The following is a 15,872-nucleotide window of genomic DNA, read 5'->3' as shown; positions in this document are numbered from 1 at the left end:
TGATCGCGGACGCCGCCCGGTCAGCCCGCGATGTGCTCGGGCCGGACCGGCACCCGCGTGAGCGCCTTGCCGGTGGCGTCCCGGACGGCCGCCACGATCGCCGGGGTGGACGACAGCGTCGGCGGCTCGCCCGCGCCGCGCAGCCCGTAGGGCGCGTCGGGGTCGGGGTGCTCCAGGATGTCCAGCCGCATCGGCGGCACGTCGAGGATGGTCGGGATGAGGTAGTCGGTGAACGACGGGTTCCGGACGAGGCCGCCGGAGACGACGATCTCCTCCATGAGCGCGAGGCCGAGGCCCTGCGCGGTGCCGCCGTGGATCTGCCCCTCCAGCGACAGCCGGTTGAGGATCTTCCCGACGTCCTGGACGGCGGCGAGCTCCACCACCTTGACGAGGCCGAGCTCGACGTCCACGTCCACGACGGCCCGGTGCACGCAGAGCGCGAGCTGGGTGTGGCTGTCGCCCTGCCCGGTGACGGGGTCCAGGCGGGTCGTCGGCCGGTGGTGGAACTCGCGGGTGAGTTCGATGGCGTCGTCGCCGAGCACCTCCTCGACCGGCGCGAGCACCCCGGCGGCCCGCGACACGACGGCGCCGCCGACCACCGACAGGTCGTCGTGCCCGTACCGGGCGGCGGCCCGCGCGAGCAGTTCGCCGCGCACCGCCTCGCAGGCCGCCTTCACCGCGCCGCCGGTCATGTACGACTGGCGGGACGCGCTGGACGACCCGGCGTCGCCGACCCTGTTGTCGGCGGGCGCGATGGTGACGCGGCGGACGCCGAGCTCGGTGCGGGCGATCTGCGCCTTGACGGTGACGAGGCCCTGCCCGACCTCGGCGGCGGCCGTGTGGACGAGCGCGGTCGCCTCGCCGCCGATCACCTCCAGCCGGACGCGGGCGGTGGAGTAGTCGTCGAAGCCCTCGGAGAAGCAGATGTTCTTCAGCCCGATGCCGTAGCCGACGCCCCGGACGACGCCCTCGCCGTGGGTGGTCTGGGACGCGCCGCCGGGCAGGTCGCGGATGTCGGCGGCGTCGAGCGCGGGCGGCAGCGGCATCGCCTCGATGCGGTCGAGCATCTCGGCCATCGGCGCGGGCGCGGTGATGACCTGCCCGGTCGCCAGCGCCGACCCCTGCGCGACGGCGTTGCGGCGCCGCACCTCGACGGGGCTGATCCCGCAGGCGGCGGCGAGCTTGTCCATCATCGACTCGTAGGCGAAGCACGCCTGGACGGCCCCGAACCCGCGCATCGCCCCGCACGGCGGGTTGTTGGTGTAGACGCCGTAGGCGTCGATGCGGATGTTGGGGATCTCGTAGGGGCCGACGCCGAGCGAGGCGGCGTTGCCGGTGACGTTCTCGGTCGAGGAGGTGTACGCGCCGCCGTCCAGGACGATCTCGACGTCGGCGTAGACGAGGATCCCGTCGCGTGTCGCCCCGTACTCGTAGCGCATCTGCGCGGGGTGCCGGTGGACGTGCCCGAAGAACGACTCGTACCGGTTGTAGGACATCTTGACGGGGCGGCCGGTGCGCAGCGCGAGCATTCCGGCGTGGATCTGCATGGACAGGTCCTCGCGGCCGCCGAACGCGCCGCCGACCCCGGCCATCGTCATGTGCACCTGGTCCTGCTCCAGGCCGAGGCAGGGCGCGATCTGCTTGAGGTCGTTGTGGATCCACTGGGTGGCCACGTACAGGTCCAGGCCGCCGTCGTCGGCGGGGACGGCGAGGCCCGACTCGGGGCCGAGGAACGCCTGGTCCTGGATGCCGACCTCGTAGTCGCCGGCCACGACCACGTCCACGCCGTCGCGGACGGCGTCGACGTCGCCGACGCGGACCGGCTGGTGGCGGACGATGCCGCCGCGCGGCTGCACGGCGAGGCCCACCGGGTCGGCGAGCACGGCGCGCGCGTCGGTGACGGGCTCCCGCACCTCCCACTCGATCGCGATGAGGTCGAGGGCGCGGCGGGCGATCTCGGGGTGGTCGGCGGCGACGAGCGCGATCGGCTCGCCCTGGTGGCGGACCTGATCGACGGCGAGGACGGGCTGGTCGTCGGGGTGGTCGATGCCGAACGTCTTGCGGCCGGGCACGTCCTCGTGGGTGAGGACGGCGTGCACGCCGGGCGCGGCGAGCGCGGGCCCGACGTCGATCGACAGGATGCGGGCGCGCGGGTGCGGGCTGCGCAGCGTCGCGCCCCACAGCATGCCGTCCATCCACAGGTCGGAGGCGTAGGCGAACTCGCCGGACACCTTGAGGGTGCCGTCGGGGCGGAGCGGGCTGTCGCCGACGCCGCCGTGGCCGGGCGCGGCGACCCGGCCGGGCGTCCTGATCGGGGTGGCCATCTAGAGGACCTCCTCCGCGAGCGTCATGAGGCGGCGGTGGGCGGCGGCGCCGCGCCGCGCGACCTCGTCCTGGGCGACGGTGGCGAGCGCGTCGTCGGCGACGACCGTGCGGCCGCCGACGAGGAGCCGCCGGAGCGGCGGGGTGCCGCCGGCGGCGAGGGCGAGGACGGGATCGTCGATCGCGGCGTGGAAGCCGCCGACGTCCCACAGGGCGATGTCGGCGAGCTTGCCGGGCTCCAGCGACCCGATCTCGGCCTCGCGGCCGAGGCAGCGGGCGCCGCCGATCGTGGCGATCTCCAGGGCCTGCCGGGCGGTGAGGGCGCGCGGGCCGGAGCGGGCGCGCTGCATGTAGACGGCCTGCTTGATCTCGCCGCCGAGCGGGACGAGCTCGGCGGACGCCGCGCCGTCCACGCCGAGGCCGACGGGCGCGCCCGCCGCCAGCAGCTCGGCGACGCGGGCGATGCCCGAGCCGAGGCGGGCGTTGGAGGACGGGCAGTGCGCGGTGCCGGTGCCGGTCGCGGCGAGCCGGGCGATGTCGGAGTCGTGCAGGTGGACGCAGTGCGCGAGCCACACGTCCGGCCCGAGCCAGCCGAGGGAGTCCATGTACTCGACGGGCGTCGCGCCGAAGTGCTCGCGGGTGTAGTCCTCCTCGTCGGTGGTCTCGGCGAGGTGGGTGTGCAGGCGGACGCCCCTGGCGCGGGCCAGCTCGGCGGACCGCACGAGCAGGTCCTTGGTGACCGAGAACGGCGAGCAGGGCGCGACCGCGATCCGCAGCATCGACCCGAAGGAGGCGTCGTGGTGGCGGTCGATGGCGGCCTCGGTCTCGGCGAGGATCGTGTCGAGGTCTTCGACCACCTCGTCCGGCGGCAGGCCCCCTTGCGACCGCCCGAGGTCCATGGAGCCCCGGCAGGGGTGGAAGCGGACGCCCAGCTCGGCGGCGGCGTCGATCTCGGCGGCGAACAGGTCGCCGCGCCCCTTGGGGAAGATGTAGTGGTGGTCGGTGGAGGTCGTGCAGCCCGACTTGGCGAGCCAGCCGAGGCCGGCGGACGCGGCGCCCGCGACGACCTCGGCGTCCATCTTCGCCCACGGCCGGTAGAGGGTCGTCAGCCACTCGAACAGGGTGTGGTCGGGCGCGTAGCCCTGGCTGGCCCACTGGTACAGGTGGTGGTGGGTGTTGACGAGGCCGGGCGTGGCGAGGCAGCCGGTGCCGTCGATCCGCTCGGCGCCCTCGGCGCCCTCGACGGCGGGGGCCGGGCCGGCGCCGACGGCGGTGATCCGGTCGCCGGTGACGACGATGTGGCCGCCCGGGTGCTCCGCGCCGGTGACCGTGACGACGTGCGCACCCTCGATGATCTTCACGTCGCTCATGCGGACGCCTCCGCCCGCCGCCGGGCGGCGAGCCGCACGGCGTCCAGGATCTTCTCGTAGCCGGTGCAGCGGCACAGGTTCCCCGCGAGCGCCTCGCGGATCTCGGCGTCGCTCGGGTCGGGCACCCGGGAGATCAGGTCGTGCGACTGCACGACGAGACCGGGCGTGCAGAACCCGCACTGCACGGCGCCCGCCTCCACGAACGCCTCCTGCACGGGGTCGAGGCGCCCGTCCGCGCCGGTCGAGCCCTCGGCGAGGCCCTCGACGGTGCGGACCTCGCGGCCCTCGGCCTGCCCGGCGGCGACCAGGCAGGAGCAGGCGGGGACGCCGTCGAGGTAGACGGTGCACGACCCGCACTCGCCCTGCTCGCAGGCGTTCTTGGAGCCGGGCAGGCCCATCCGCTCGCGCAGCATGTAAAGCAGGCTCTCGCCCTCCCAGACGTCGTCGACGGTCTGCGGGGCGCCGTTCACGGTCACGTTCACGCGCATGTCTAGGACGCCTCCCTGCGGGAGTCACCCGCGTGGTCGTTCCAGGCCCAGGTCAGGGTGCGGCGGGCCATCACCGACAGGGCGTGGCGGCGGTAGTCGGCGGTGCCGCGCACGTCGTCGATGGGCGCGGCGGCGTCGGCGACGAGCGCCCCGAAGCGCTGCGCGGCCGATACCGCGAGCGGCGTCCGGCCCTCCCAATCCAGCTCGGCCGACAGGAACTCCTCGGCGGCGACCGCGCGGACGGGCGTCGGCGCCGCCGACCCGATGCCGGTGCCGACGCGGCGCTCCTCCGGGTGCAGCGCGATCGCGAACGAGCAGACCGCGATGACCATCGCGTTCCGCGTGCCGATCTTGGAGAAGTACTGCGGGCCGGGCGCGGGCGGCGTCCAGAACGCGCGGATCAGCTCGTCGGGCGCCAGGGCGTTCCGCTTCACGCCGGTGTAGAACTCCGCGGCCGGGATCATGCGGGTGCCGCGCGCGGCGGACTCGGCCTCGACGACGGCGCCCGCGGCGAGCAGCGGCGGGTGGGAGTCCCCGGCGGGCGAGGCGGCGCCGAGGTTGCCGCCGACGGTGCCCCGGTTGCGGATCTGCGGCGACCCGACGGTGCGGGCCGCCTGCGCGAGGCCGGGCAGCCGGTCGCCGAGCCCGTCGATCAGCCGCGCGTAGGGGACGCCCGCGCCGACGCGGATGCGTCCGCCGTCGTCGTCCCATCCGGCGAGATCGGCGATCCGGGTGAGGTCGAGCAGCGCGGCGGGCCGCCGCGCCCCGAAGTTGAGCTCCACCATGACGTCGGTGCCGCCCTGGAGCGGCACCGCGTCCGGGTGCTCGGCCTTGGCCGCGAGGGCGTCCGCCCAGGTGGGCGGGCGTAGGAAGTCCATGGTTCCACTCTCCCCTAGGACCAGGCGTCCGGCGCGTCCGGCGCGTCGCCGGTGAGGACCGAGCCCTCGATCAGGCCGTAGGGACGGTCGGCGGCGAAGAACACCTCGTTGTCGTTGTCGAGGCCGAACGGGGCCAGGTCCACGACGAAGTGGTGCTTGTTCGGCATGGCGAGCCGCACCTCGCACGTCTCGGGCCGCTCGGTGAGGACGCGGCGGCCCATCGCGTACAGCGTCTGTTGCAGCGACAGGCTGTAGGTCCCGGCGAACGCGTCGAGGAGGGCTTGGCGGGCGCCCGCGTAGGAGGCGTCCCAGCCCCCCGCGTCCCCCGCGTCCGTGCCGTGGTGGCGCCAGCGGGCGGTGACGGCGGTGGCGAGGACGCGGTCGTTCGTCTCCTCCAGCGTCGTGTACTCGTCCTTGACGTAGCCGTGGAACTCGCTGCCGGTGGAGTTCAGGACGACCAGGTCGGTGAGGCCGGACACCACCGACTCGGCGCCGCCGGTGCCGTCGCTGTGCACGAGCGCGGTGCGCACCTCGCCGCCGCTGCGGACGAACGAGTGCTGCTCGGCGCGCGGGACGCCGCCCTCCAGGACGGGGATGCGGTCCCACGCGTACTCCTGGACCTCCACCCGGGCGTGGTGGATCGTCGGCCGGGAGTCCACGAAGTGGCGGGCGAGGGTGAGCGCGAACTCCTCCGCGCTCGCGATCCCGTACTTGCGGGCGAAGGCGAACACGGTGTTCTTCTGCGCGTCGGTGGTGAGGACGTTGGCGTTGTCGCCGCTCAGGTGGACCTCGTCCATGTCGCCCGACAGCGACACGCTCACGTTCAGGTCCTTGATCGTGTGCACCCCGCCGTCCCGGGTGACGCGGACGACGCGGGTCTCCGCCTTCCCGTAGCGGTTGGGGCCGAGGACGATGGCCATGTGCTAGCTCCCTCGGTAGGTGGAGTAGGCGAACGGGCTGAGCAGCAGCGGCACGTGGTGGTGCCGGTCCGCGTCCGCGATCGTGAACGCGACCGCGACCTCGGGGTAGAAGTCCGACAGGTGCGCGGTGTCGAAGGTCAGCCGGTAGGTGCCGGCGGCGAGATCGGTGACGCCGGGCCAGGCGCGGACGCGGCCGTCGGCGTCGGTGCGGGCCTCGGCGAGCGGCGTCCAGGCCGCGCCGTCGCGGCGCTCCAGCCGGACGGCGACGCCGGGCGCGGGCAGGCCGCGGGCCGCGTCGAGGACGTGCGTGGACAGCGTCACCTGGCCTCCCCCGCCGCCGCGCCCGCGCCGTCGAGCTCGGCGGCGAGGCCCGCCAGCCGCAGGTCGACGATCTTGGCGAGCTCCTCGCGGACGACGACGCGCTCGGCGGCGACGCCGTTGTCCAGGCGGCGGTGCAGGGCGGCCAGCATCTCGGCCGCCGACAGGCCGGTCGCGCAGATCAGGTAGACGTGGCCGAACCGCTCCTCGTAGGCGCGGTTGCCGTCCGCGAGGGCCTGCTGGGTCTCCAGGCCGGCGTCGCTCGCGCCCGCCTGCTCGCGCCGCGACCAGGCGGCCTCGCGGGACGCGCCGCCCGCCCGCTCGCCGATGCGCGGGTGCGCGGCGAGCGCCTCGCCCACGTCCTCCCAGGTCAGGCCGAGCATGGCCCGCGCGGACGCGGCCTTCAGCGCGGCGAGGTCGGGGTAGGGGCGGGCCGCGGCGACCTCGGCCGCCCAGCGGCGCGAGGCGCAGCACGCCAGCAGCGCGGCCGCGGCGTCCTGCTCGTCCAGCGCGTTCAGCCGGTCCATCGGCCCCCCTCGACGTCGTTCCCAGCAGTACACACAGCGGCGGCCGGGACGGTCGAGGGGCAGGAGCTCCGAACTGTGCGCCCCCCGGCCACCGGGTTTTCGTGCGTTGCTCCAAGCGGGACGCCGCGCCGGGGGTCGCGTAGCCTCCCCGGCATGAGGCTCCGCTCCCTGCTCACCCTGCCCGACCTGCGGCTGGAGCTCGTCGGCGGGCACGCCGAGCTCGATCGGACGATCCGCTGGGTCGTCACCACCGACATGCTCGACCCGGGCCGCTACCTGAGCGGCCGGGAGCTCGTCCTGACGGGCCTGGTGTGGCGTTCGGGGCCCGCCGACTCGGAGGTGTTCGTCCGGGCGCTCGCGCGGGCCGGGGTGTCGGCGCTCGCGGCGTGGGACGCGGCGAACGCCGTGCTGCCCGCCGACCTCGCCGAGGCGTGCGACCGGCACGGGGTGCCGCTGTTCCGGGTGCCCGAGGACGTGGCGTTCGCGACGGTGACCGAGACGGTCGTCCGGCACCTGTCGACGGCCCGCGCCGCCGACCTCACCGCCGTCCTGGACCGGCACCGGCGGCTCGTCGCCGGCGTCGGCCTCGAACCCGTCCTGGACCTGGTCGCCGCCGACCTCGGGCTGCGCTGCTGGGTGCTGACGCCGGTCGGGCGGGTCGTGGCGGGCCCGCCGGACCTGCCCGACCCGGCCGGGCTCGCGCGGGCGTTCCTCACCGCGCCGCGCCTGCCGCACCGGGCGGGCGGCCTGTCGCTGCTGCCGGTCGCGCCCGACACCACCAGCCGGGTCGCCGACTGGTTCCTGGCCTGCGCGGGCGACTGGCGCGAGTGGCCGCCCGAGCGGCGCGCCACGATGGGCGAGCTCGCCGCGATCGTCGCGCTGGAGCGGGCCCGGCTGGACGACCGGCTGAGCGTCGCGGGCCGCCTCGCCCAGGAGGTCGTCCGGCTGCTGGACGCCGGCGCGCCCGGCGCCGACGTCCGCGCCCGGCTGGAGCTCACCGGCCTGGACGCCGCCGGGCCGTTCGTGGCGGTGTCGGCCGCCGCGCGCGGCCCGCTGCGGCCCGGCGAGCTGCGGGCGCTGCTGCGCGAGGCGCTGCCGGGGCCGCCGGTCGTCGGCCTGGCGGGCGAGGAGGCCGTCGCGCTCGTCCCGGCGGGCGGCGCGGGGGACGTCGGCGGCGCCGTGCGGGAGGCGCTGCGCGCGCTCGCCCCCGGCCTCGGCGGCGCGGACCTGGCGGTCGGGACGAGCGGCGCGGCCGCGGCGGGCGAGCTGCGCGGCGCCGTCGAGGAGGCCCGCCACGCGCGCCGCCTCGCCGCCTCCCGGGAGGGGCCGGTGGCGGTCGTCGGGCACGACGAGCTGGCGACGCACGTGCTGCTCCTCGCCAGTGTCCCCGACGATGTCCGGCGCATGTTCCGGGCGCGGCTGCTGGACCCGCTGCGCGCCTACGACCGCGAGCACGGGGCCGACCTCGTCGCGACGCTGGAGACGTTCCTGCGGCACTCGGGGTCGTGGACGCGGTGCGCGGCGCAGCTCCACCTGCACGTCAACTCGGTCCGGTACCGGATCCAGCGGATCGAGGAGCTGACCGGCCGCGACCTCGGCCGCCTGGAGGACCGGGTGGACTTCTTCCTCGCGCTGCGGCTGGATTGAGGCAACCGGCGGCGCGGCTCCCGCGTCCGATCTAAGGACGATCACCGGAGGGCGCCGCCGCATGCCGTACGACGACCTGACCGAGGCCGAGCGGGCCGTCTGGGACGCCTTCCCCGAGGCCGCCGCGGTCGACCTGGGCGGCGACGAGGTGCGGGCGGGGGTCGTCGCGGCGCTGCTGATGGGCGCGCGCGAGGCCCTGCCGGGCCGCGTCCCCGCCGTCCGCGTCGCCGGCGCCCGCGTCACCGGCGTCCTGAACCTCGCGCACGCCGAACTCGCGCACCCGCTGCTGATGACGGGCTGCGCCTTCGCCGAGGCGCCCGAGCTGACCGGGGCGCGGACGGGCGACGTGCGGCTGCTGCGCTGCACGTTCGAGAAGGCCCCGCACCTGTCGGGCGCCCGCGTCGGCGGCACCCTCGACCTCACCGGCTCGACGCTCGGCGGCGCCCCCGCCCTCCGCGCCGCCGACCTGGAGGTCGAGCGCGATCTCGACCTCAGCGAGATCGACGCCCGCGGCGAGCTGCGCTTGCCGAACGCCCGCGTCGGCGGCGCCCTCGTCCTGGACCGGGCGCGCGTCGCCAACCCCGGCGGCGTCACCCTGAACGGCGACGGCCTGACGGTCGAGCGCGGCCTGTTCGGGTCGGGCCTCGTCTCCGAGGGCCGGATACGGCTGCGGGACGCCCGCGTCGGCCGCCGCCTGTCGCTGCGCGGCGCGCGCCTCACCGCCCCCGGCGAGAACGCCCTGGACGCCGACCAGATCCAGGTCGACGGCACGGTCGGCCTGGACGACCTGGCCGCCGAGGGCACCCTCCAGCTCCGCAGCGCCGCCGTGCAGGGCTCGGTCGCCGTCAACGACGCGCGCCTCAGCGCCCCGGACGGCTTCGCGCTGAACCTGCGGCTCACCACGATCGGCGGCGAATTCAGCGCCTTCCGCGGCCTGCGCGCCGAGGGCACCGTCAACCTGACGGCGGCCGACGTCCGCGGCCAGGTCGCGCTGAGCGGGGCGGTGCTGTCGCGGCCCGGCGGCGTCGCGCTGGAGCTGGAGCGCGCGAACGTCGGCGGCGTCCTGTTCTGCAACCGGGGCTTCCGCGCCGACGGCGAGGTGCACATGCCCGACGCCCGCTTCGGCGCCGGGATCGACTTCGGCGACGCGCGGCTGAACTCGCCCGGCGGCTACGCGCTGACCGCCTGGGGCGTCCAGGTCGGCGGCCTCGCCCGCTGCGGGGACCTCACCGTCGACGGCAAGGTCTCCTTCGCCGGCGCCCGCATCGAGAACGAGCTGCACCTGCACGGCGCCGCCCTCACCGGCGCCCTGTCCCTCTGGCGGGCCAGGATCGGCGCCCTGCGCGTCGACGCGGCCGCCTCGTTCGGCCGGGTGGACCTGCGCGACGCCGAGATCACCGTCCTGGACGACGTCGCCGGCCGCTGGCCGGACGGCCTGCTGCTGGACGGCCTCGTCTACCAGACGCTGCGCTCCCCGCGGCCCGTCGCCGACCGCCTCGCCTGGCTGGCCAAGGCGGGCGACGGCCACCTCCCGCAGCCCTACGCGCAGCTCGCCGCCGTCTACCGGCGGCACGGCTACGACGCCGACGCGCGGACCGTCCTGCTCGCCGAGCAGCGCCGCCGCCGCGCCTCGCTCCCCCTGCCGCTGCGCCCCTGGGGCTACCTCCAGGACGTCGCGGTCGGCTACGGCTTCCGCCCCTACCGGGCCGCGGCCTGGCTGGTCGCGCTGCTCGCCGCCGCGACGGCGGCGTTCGCCGTCCACCGCCCGCCGCCCGCCGAGGCGGCGAAGGCGCCGCCGTTCAACGCCTTCCTGTACGCGCTGGACCTGCTGCTTCCGGTCATCTCCTTCGGGCAGGAGAGCGCGTTCAACCCGCACGGCTGGCAGCAGTGGCTCGCCGCCGCGCTCGTCGCGGCCGGCTGGATCCTCGCCACGACGATCATCGCGGGCGTCTCCCGGAACCTGTCGCGCCCGTGACCGCCGCCGAAGACGCCGTGCGGGAGGCGTTCGCCGCCTCCCGCCCCATCGACCTGCGCGGCGAGCGGCTGCCCGCCGCCGCGCTCGCGGCGATCCTGACGGCGCCCGGCGCCGTCCGCTCGCTCCGCCTGACCGGCGCCCGCATCACCGGCGTGTTCAACCTCGCGCACCTGGAGATCCCGCATCCGCTGCTGCTCGTCGGCTGCGAGCTGCCCGACGGCGCCGAGCTGATCGGCGCGCGCCTGCAACGCACCCGCTTCGCGCACTGCGCCTTCGGCGCCGAGCTGCGGATGCCCGACGCCCACATCGCCGGGACGCTCGACCTCACCGGCGCGACGCTCGTCGGCGTTCCGGCCCTGCACGCGGGCAGCGCCGTAGTCGAGCGCGACCTGATCCTGCGCAACGCCGACATCGGCGGCGAGGCCATGTTGTGGAACACCCGCGTCGGCGGCGCGCTCGTCCTGGAGGGCGCGCGCGTCCACGGCGGCGACTTCACCGGTGACGGGCTGGTCGCCGAGGGCGGCCTGTTCGGCGCGGGCGTGGCCTGCGACGGCGAGCTGCGGCTGCCGGGCGCGCGCGTGGAGACCTGCACGCTGTCGGGCGCTCGCCTCACCGGCGCCGTCGCCCTGAACGCCGAGCGCCTCACCGTCACCGGCCCGCTGGTCATGGACGGCGGGCTCGCCGCCGACGGCCTGGTGGACCTGCGCGACGCCCGGATCGGGCAGGGCTGCACGCTGGAGGGCGCCCGCCTCACCGCCCCCGGCGGCACCGTCCTTGACGCCCGCCACATCGCGGTCGGCGGCACCCTCACTCTGGACGGCGTCGCCGCCGAGGGGACGCTGGACCTGCGGGCGGGCGACGTCCAGGGCTGGATCCAGCTCGCGGGCGCCCGCGTCGAGGTGCCCGGCGGCGTCGCCCTGCACTGCCGCCGCATGGTCCTCGGCGGCTTCTCGGCCTCCGACGGCTTCACCGCGCGCGGCCACGTGTCGCTGGCGGGCGCGCAGGTGCGCGGCTCGGTCAACTTCAACGGCGCGCACCTCGCCGCGCCCGACCACGGCGCCCTGTCGCTCAACCGGGCCGAGATCGACGGCATGGTGTTCTGCTCGCAGGGCTTCACCGCCGAGGGCGAGGTCCGGCTGAGCGACGCCCGCACCGGCAGCATCGACCTGCGGCACGCGCGGCTCTCCTCCCCCGGCGGCCGCGCCCTCACCATGGTCAGGACGGCCGTCCGGGGCTCGGTGTCGTTCCACGGCGCGTTCGAGGCCGACGGCGAGGTCGTCCTGGAGGACGCCGCGATCGGCGCGTCCCTCGACCTCACCGGCGCCCGCCTCGCCAACCCCGGCGCCGCCGCCCTCACCGCCGACCGCGTCACCGTCGAGGGCGCCCTCACCGCCGTCCGCCTCCAGGCCGACGGCGAGGTCCGGCTCGTGGACGCCCGCGTGGCCAAGAGCTGCGAGCTGACCGGCGCCCGCCTCGCCGGTCCCGTCGCCCTGAACGCCGAGCGCCTCACCGTCGAGGGCGGGTTGCTCATGGGCGGCGGGTTCGCGGCGGACGGCGAGGTCCGCCTCCGCGACGCCCGCGTCGCCAAGAGCTGCGAGCTGACCGGCGCGCACCTGGCGGGCGCCGTCGCCCTGGACGCCGAGCGGCTGACGGTCGAGGGCACGCTCCTCATGAACGACGGGTTCGCGGCGGACGGCCTGATCCTCCTGCGCGACGCCCACGTCGGCCGGACCTGCGACCTGACCGGCGCCCGGCTCGCCGCGCCCGGCGCCGTCGCGCTGGACGCCGGGCAGCTCGCCGTGGAGGGCGCGCTGCTGATGAGCGGCGGGTTCGCGGCGGACGGCGAGGTCCGCCTCCGCGACGCCCGCGTCGCCAAGAACTGCGAGCTGATGGGCGCCCGCCTCGCCGGCCCCGGCGGCGTCGCCCTGCGCGCCGAGCGCCTCGCCGTCGGGGGCGGGCTGTTCCTGCACGGCGGGTTCCGGGCCGAGGGGGAGGTGCGGCTGCTCGGCGCCGCCGTCGCCGACCGCTGCTCGTTCGACGGGGCGCGGCTCGCCAACCCCGGCGGAGCCGCTCTGGAGGCCAGACGTATCACCGTCGCCTCCGACTTGACGTTGGACGGCATCACCGCCGACGGGACCGTGTCGATCCGCGCCGCGAAGGTCGAGGGGACCGTCCGCGTGCAGGACGCGGTACTCACCGCCGCCGGGGGCGTCGCGCTATGGGCGCCGCTGATGGACGTCGGCGGCGGCGTCCACGCGCCCGATCTGGCCGCCGAGGGGCACGTCTCGCTCGCCTCGGCGAAGGTGCGCGGGACGGTGAGGTTCGACGGCGCGCACCTGGCGAACCCCGGCGGCGTCGCCCTGTCGCTCGACCGTGCCGACATCACCGGCGCCCTGCTCTGCTCGGGTTCCTTCCGGGCCGAGGGCCGCGTCGTCCTGGAGGAGCTCCAGGCCGGCACCGTCGACTTCCGGGGCGCCGCGCTGGCCGCCGCCGACGGCCCCGCCCTCGCCATGACCCGGGCGTCCGTGCGCGGCGGGGCGTTCTTCCACGAGGGCTTCGCGGCCGACGGGGAGATCGTCCTGGAGGACGCGGCCATCGGCGCCGCGCTCGACTTCACCGGCGCGAAGCTGGCGGCCCCCGGCGGCTGGTGCCTCACCGCCTGGGGCATGCGGGTCGGCAGCGTCGCCTGGTTCACCGGCGGGTTCCACGCCGCCGGCGGCGTCTCGCTGAACAGCGCTCGCTTCGGCGCCGAGCTGGCGTTCGGGGACGCGACCGTCGACGGCGAGCTGCGGATGCGGGCGCTCCGCGCCCCCGCCCTCCGCACCACCGGCGGCACCCGCCTGAACGGTCCCGTCGAGCTGCGCGACGCCGCCGTCGGGTCGCTGGACGACGATCCGGGCTGCTGGCCGCCCGACACCCGCCTGGACGGGTTCGTCTACGAGGGGCTGCGGAAGCCGCTGCCCGTCCGTGCCCGCCTGAAGCTGCTGTCGTCCGGGCCGCGCTCCTACCGCCCGCAGCCCTACGAGCAGCTCGCGGCCGCCTACCAGCGGCAGGGCCACGACGCCGTCGCCCGTGACGTGCTGCTCGCCAAGCAGCGGCAGCGCCGCCGCACGCTGGCGTTCCCGCTGCGCGCCTGGGGCCTGGTGCAGGACGTGACGGTCGGCTACGGGTACCGGCCGCTGCGGGCCGCCGGATGGCTGGTGATGCTGCTCGCTGCCGCCACGACGGCGTTCGCGCTGCACGAGCCGCGGCCCGCCAAGCCGCCGGAGGCGCCGGAGTTCAACCCGTTCCTCTACGCCCTGGACCTGCTGCTGCCGGTGATCTCCTTCGGGCAGGAGGGGGCGTTCAACCCGCGCGGCTGGACGCAGTGGCTCGCCGCCGCGCTCGTCGCGGCGGGCTGGATCCTCGCCACCACGATCATCGCGGGCGTCAGCCGGAGCCTGTCGCGCCAGTAGCGCCGGTGGCGACGGCCCGCAGGGCGGCGAAGGTCTCCCGCTCGTCCTGCTCGGTGCCGTGGTCGCTGAACTTCACGATGACGGTCTTCGAGGCCGGGTGGACGTAGACGTACTGGCCGTAGACGCCGAGCGCCGAGATCGCGTCGGCGGACGGGCGCCACCACTGCGCGGAGTACTTCCATCCGTCCACCTCCTTGGGCGCCGGGGTGGAGATCCGCTTGATCCAGGCGGCCGGGACGATGCCGCGCCCGCCGTCCAGCACCAGTTGCCCGATCTTGGCGAAGTCGCGGGGCGTGGCGTTGACGCAGCAGAACGCCTTCTCGGCGCCGCCGCCGTGGTCGAGGTTCCAGGTGGCGGCGTCCTGCGCGCCGACAGGGTTCCACAGCCGCTCCGACAGCAGCGCGGCGAGCGGCTTTCCCTCGACCCTGGCGAGGATCAGGCCGAGCAGCTCGGTGTCCACGCTGCGGTAGGAGGCGGCGGCGCCGGGCTCGGTCTCCATGCCCCGGTGGTCCTTGACGAAGCCCGGCAGGTCCTTGGTGAGGTACATGCGGGCGGTGCCGGTGAACGGCCACGCCTGGCTGTAGTTCTCCGAGACGCCGATGCCGGCGGTCATGTCGAGGAGGTGGCGGACGGTGACGTCGTCGAAGGAGGTGCCGCCGGTGCGCAGCTCGGGCAGCAGCGCGACGACCTTGTCGTCCTCGCTCAGTTTCCGGTCGGCGATCGCCTGCCCGACCATCAGCGAGACCAGCGACTTGGCGACCGACCAGGACGCCGTCCGGTCGGTCGGCCGCACGCCCTTGCGGTACCACTCGTAGGTGATCGCGCCGTCGTGCACCACGAGGAAGGACGCCGTATGGGTCCTGGCCAGGAAGTCGGTGACGGCGATCCGCCCGCCCTTCCACGGGACGGTGGCGGGCGGCCGCCCCTGCTTGACCGGCAGCGGCGCCGGGCGCGCCGACGCGGGGACCGTCCGCGCGGGGTAGAGCTTCCCCGCCTGGGACGGCGCGGTGGTGAGCAGCCCGTAGAGGGTGACCGGCCCCGGCACGTTCATCGCCGCCGTTCCGATGAACGACCCGGCGACGGCCACGACCAGCACCGACAGCACGCCCGCGACGATCCGACGGACCACGGCCCCTCCCGGCGTCCCGGGGCGTGGTCAGTCGAGGCCGCGCTTGCCCGGGGTCCAGAACGGCTTGGTGCGCACGTTACGCCGGTCCCAGCCGCGCTCGCGCACCAGGTGCGCCCGGATCGCCTGGATCGTCCGCGCCTCGCCCGCGAGGTAGGCGGTGCCGGGGGCGTCCGGCAGGTCGAGCGACGCGACGGCCTTCAGCAGCGCCTCCGACGACGCCGCGGGCACGTCCCCGCGGTCGACCCGGACGAGGTCGCGGGCGAGGTCCTGGTGGTCGGCGGCGTCGCCGGCCTCGACGGCGCCGTGCACGGCGGCGTCCGGCGGCAGCGCGTCCAGCATCGCGGCGAACGCGACGGTGGCGGTCTCCTCGCCCGCGAACAGGTGGTAGGGCGCGGCGGCGTCGATGACGAAGCCGCCCTCCGGCCCGCGGAACAGCACCTCGCGGCCCGGCTCGGCCTCGCGGAACCAGCGCTCGCCGGGCCCGTCGCCGCCGTGGTCGAAGCCGACCAGGTCGAAGGAGTCGCCCGCGAGCCGCCGCACCGAGTAGGTGCGCAGCACGTCGCCGATCTGCCGGGACGTCCAGGTGCGCAGCGCGAACGGCTCGCCGACGAGCAGCCGGACCTGCTGGCCGGGCGTCCAGCCGAGGCCGCGCACGTCCGGGCCGGTGACGGTGACGCCGCGCAGCCGCGGGGAGATCGGCCCGGCCGCGGTGACGCGGCCGGCGGTGAACATCTTGTCCAGGACGAGGCGGGACAGGCTGGGGCTCACGAGCGCCTCCGATGCGCGATATATCTCGACTGCCCGACAACCGAGATATATCGCGAACAGCGGGCGGCGTCCAGC

The 15,872-nt window shown here is 76.0% G+C and carries 12 protein-coding genes; 3 read left to right on the top strand and 9 right to left on the bottom strand.

Annotation, left to right across the window (positions count from 1 at the left end):
* Positions 1 to 20 precede the first annotated feature (20 nt).
* The 7 genes from pucD to uraD are packed head-to-tail and all read right to left on the bottom strand — an operon-like array spanning position 21 to position 6,823.
* Positions 21 to 2,324: a xanthine dehydrogenase subunit D gene (gene pucD, locus K1Y72_RS18405; protein ID WP_220167594.1), complete on the bottom strand. Its 2,304-nt coding sequence runs from the start codon at positions 2,322 to 2,324 to the stop codon at positions 21 to 23.
* The gene (locus tag K1Y72_RS18400) at positions 2,325 to 3,692 is read right to left on the bottom strand and encodes an 8-oxoguanine deaminase (RefSeq protein ID WP_220167593.1); all 1,368 of its coding nucleotides are present in this window, start codon (positions 3,690 to 3,692) and stop codon (positions 2,325 to 2,327) included.
* Positions 3,689 to 4,180 carry a (2Fe-2S)-binding protein gene (locus tag K1Y72_RS18395; RefSeq protein WP_220167592.1) on the bottom strand — a complete coding sequence of 164 codons (492 nt, stop codon included), beginning with the start codon at positions 4,178 to 4,180 and terminating at the stop codon, positions 3,689 to 3,691. Before K1Y72_RS18395 ends, K1Y72_RS18400 begins: the two co-directional genes overlap by 4 nt.
* 2 nt (positions 4,181 to 4,182) lie before the next feature.
* A complete protein-coding gene (locus tag K1Y72_RS18390) occupies positions 4,183 to 5,058 on the bottom strand; it encodes an FAD binding domain-containing protein (RefSeq protein ID WP_220167591.1) in 876 nt (291 codons plus the stop codon).
* A gap of 14 nt (positions 5,059 to 5,072) precedes the next feature.
* The gene (gene pucL, locus K1Y72_RS18385) at positions 5,073 to 5,978 is read right to left on the bottom strand and encodes a factor-independent urate hydroxylase (protein ID WP_220167590.1); all 906 of its coding nucleotides are present in this window, start codon (positions 5,976 to 5,978) and stop codon (positions 5,073 to 5,075) included.
* A gap of 3 nt (positions 5,979 to 5,981) precedes the next feature.
* The gene (uraH, locus tag K1Y72_RS18380; RefSeq protein ID WP_220167589.1) at positions 5,982 to 6,299 is read right to left on the bottom strand and encodes a hydroxyisourate hydrolase; all 318 of its coding nucleotides are present in this window, start codon (positions 6,297 to 6,299) and stop codon (positions 5,982 to 5,984) included.
* On the bottom strand, positions 6,296 to 6,823 hold the full coding sequence (gene uraD, locus K1Y72_RS18375; protein WP_220167588.1) for a 2-oxo-4-hydroxy-4-carboxy-5-ureidoimidazoline decarboxylase: 528 nt from the start codon (positions 6,821 to 6,823) through the stop codon (positions 6,296 to 6,298). The genes uraH and uraD overlap by 4 nt, the downstream gene beginning before the upstream one ends.
* A 153-nt stretch (positions 6,824 to 6,976) precedes the next feature.
* On the opposite strand from uraD, the gene K1Y72_RS18370 reads away from it, so the two are divergent.
* From K1Y72_RS18370 to K1Y72_RS18360, 3 genes are all read left to right on the top strand, one after another.
* Positions 6,977 to 8,470 (top strand): PucR family transcriptional regulator, encoded by a 1,494-nt coding sequence (locus K1Y72_RS18370; protein ID WP_220167587.1) that lies wholly within the window; start codon positions 6,977 to 6,979, stop codon positions 8,468 to 8,470.
* A gap of 61 nt (positions 8,471 to 8,531) precedes the next feature.
* Positions 8,532 to 10,445, top strand: a complete 1,914-nt coding sequence (locus K1Y72_RS18365; protein ID WP_220167586.1) for a translocation/assembly module TamB domain-containing protein — start codon at positions 8,532 to 8,534, stop codon at positions 10,443 to 10,445.
* The gene (locus K1Y72_RS18360) at positions 10,442 to 13,900 is read left to right on the top strand and encodes a hypothetical protein (protein WP_220167585.1); all 3,459 of its coding nucleotides are present in this window, start codon (positions 10,442 to 10,444) and stop codon (positions 13,898 to 13,900) included. The genes K1Y72_RS18365 and K1Y72_RS18360 overlap by 4 nt, the downstream gene beginning before the upstream one ends.
* Here K1Y72_RS18360 and K1Y72_RS18355 read toward each other — a convergent pair.
* A complete protein-coding gene (locus tag K1Y72_RS18355) occupies positions 13,875 to 15,029 on the bottom strand; it encodes a serine hydrolase domain-containing protein (protein ID WP_308287134.1) in 1,155 nt (384 codons plus the stop codon). The two genes, K1Y72_RS18360 and K1Y72_RS18355, sit on opposite strands and share 26 nt — an antisense overlap.
* Positions 15,030 to 15,056: 27 nt before the next feature.
* Positions 15,057 to 15,797, bottom strand: a complete 741-nt coding sequence (locus tag K1Y72_RS18350; protein ID WP_220167584.1) for a siderophore-interacting protein — start codon at positions 15,795 to 15,797, stop codon at positions 15,057 to 15,059.
* Positions 15,798 to 15,872: the final 75 nt, after the last annotated feature.

Source organism: Actinomadura parmotrematis (assembly GCF_019458805.1).
GTDB classification, from domain to species: Bacteria; Actinomycetota; Actinomycetes; order Streptosporangiales; family Streptosporangiaceae; genus Spirillospora; species Spirillospora parmotrematis.
The sequence above is the reverse complement of the archived record's forward strand: the minus strand, read 5'-3'. Positions and strand labels throughout refer to the sequence as shown.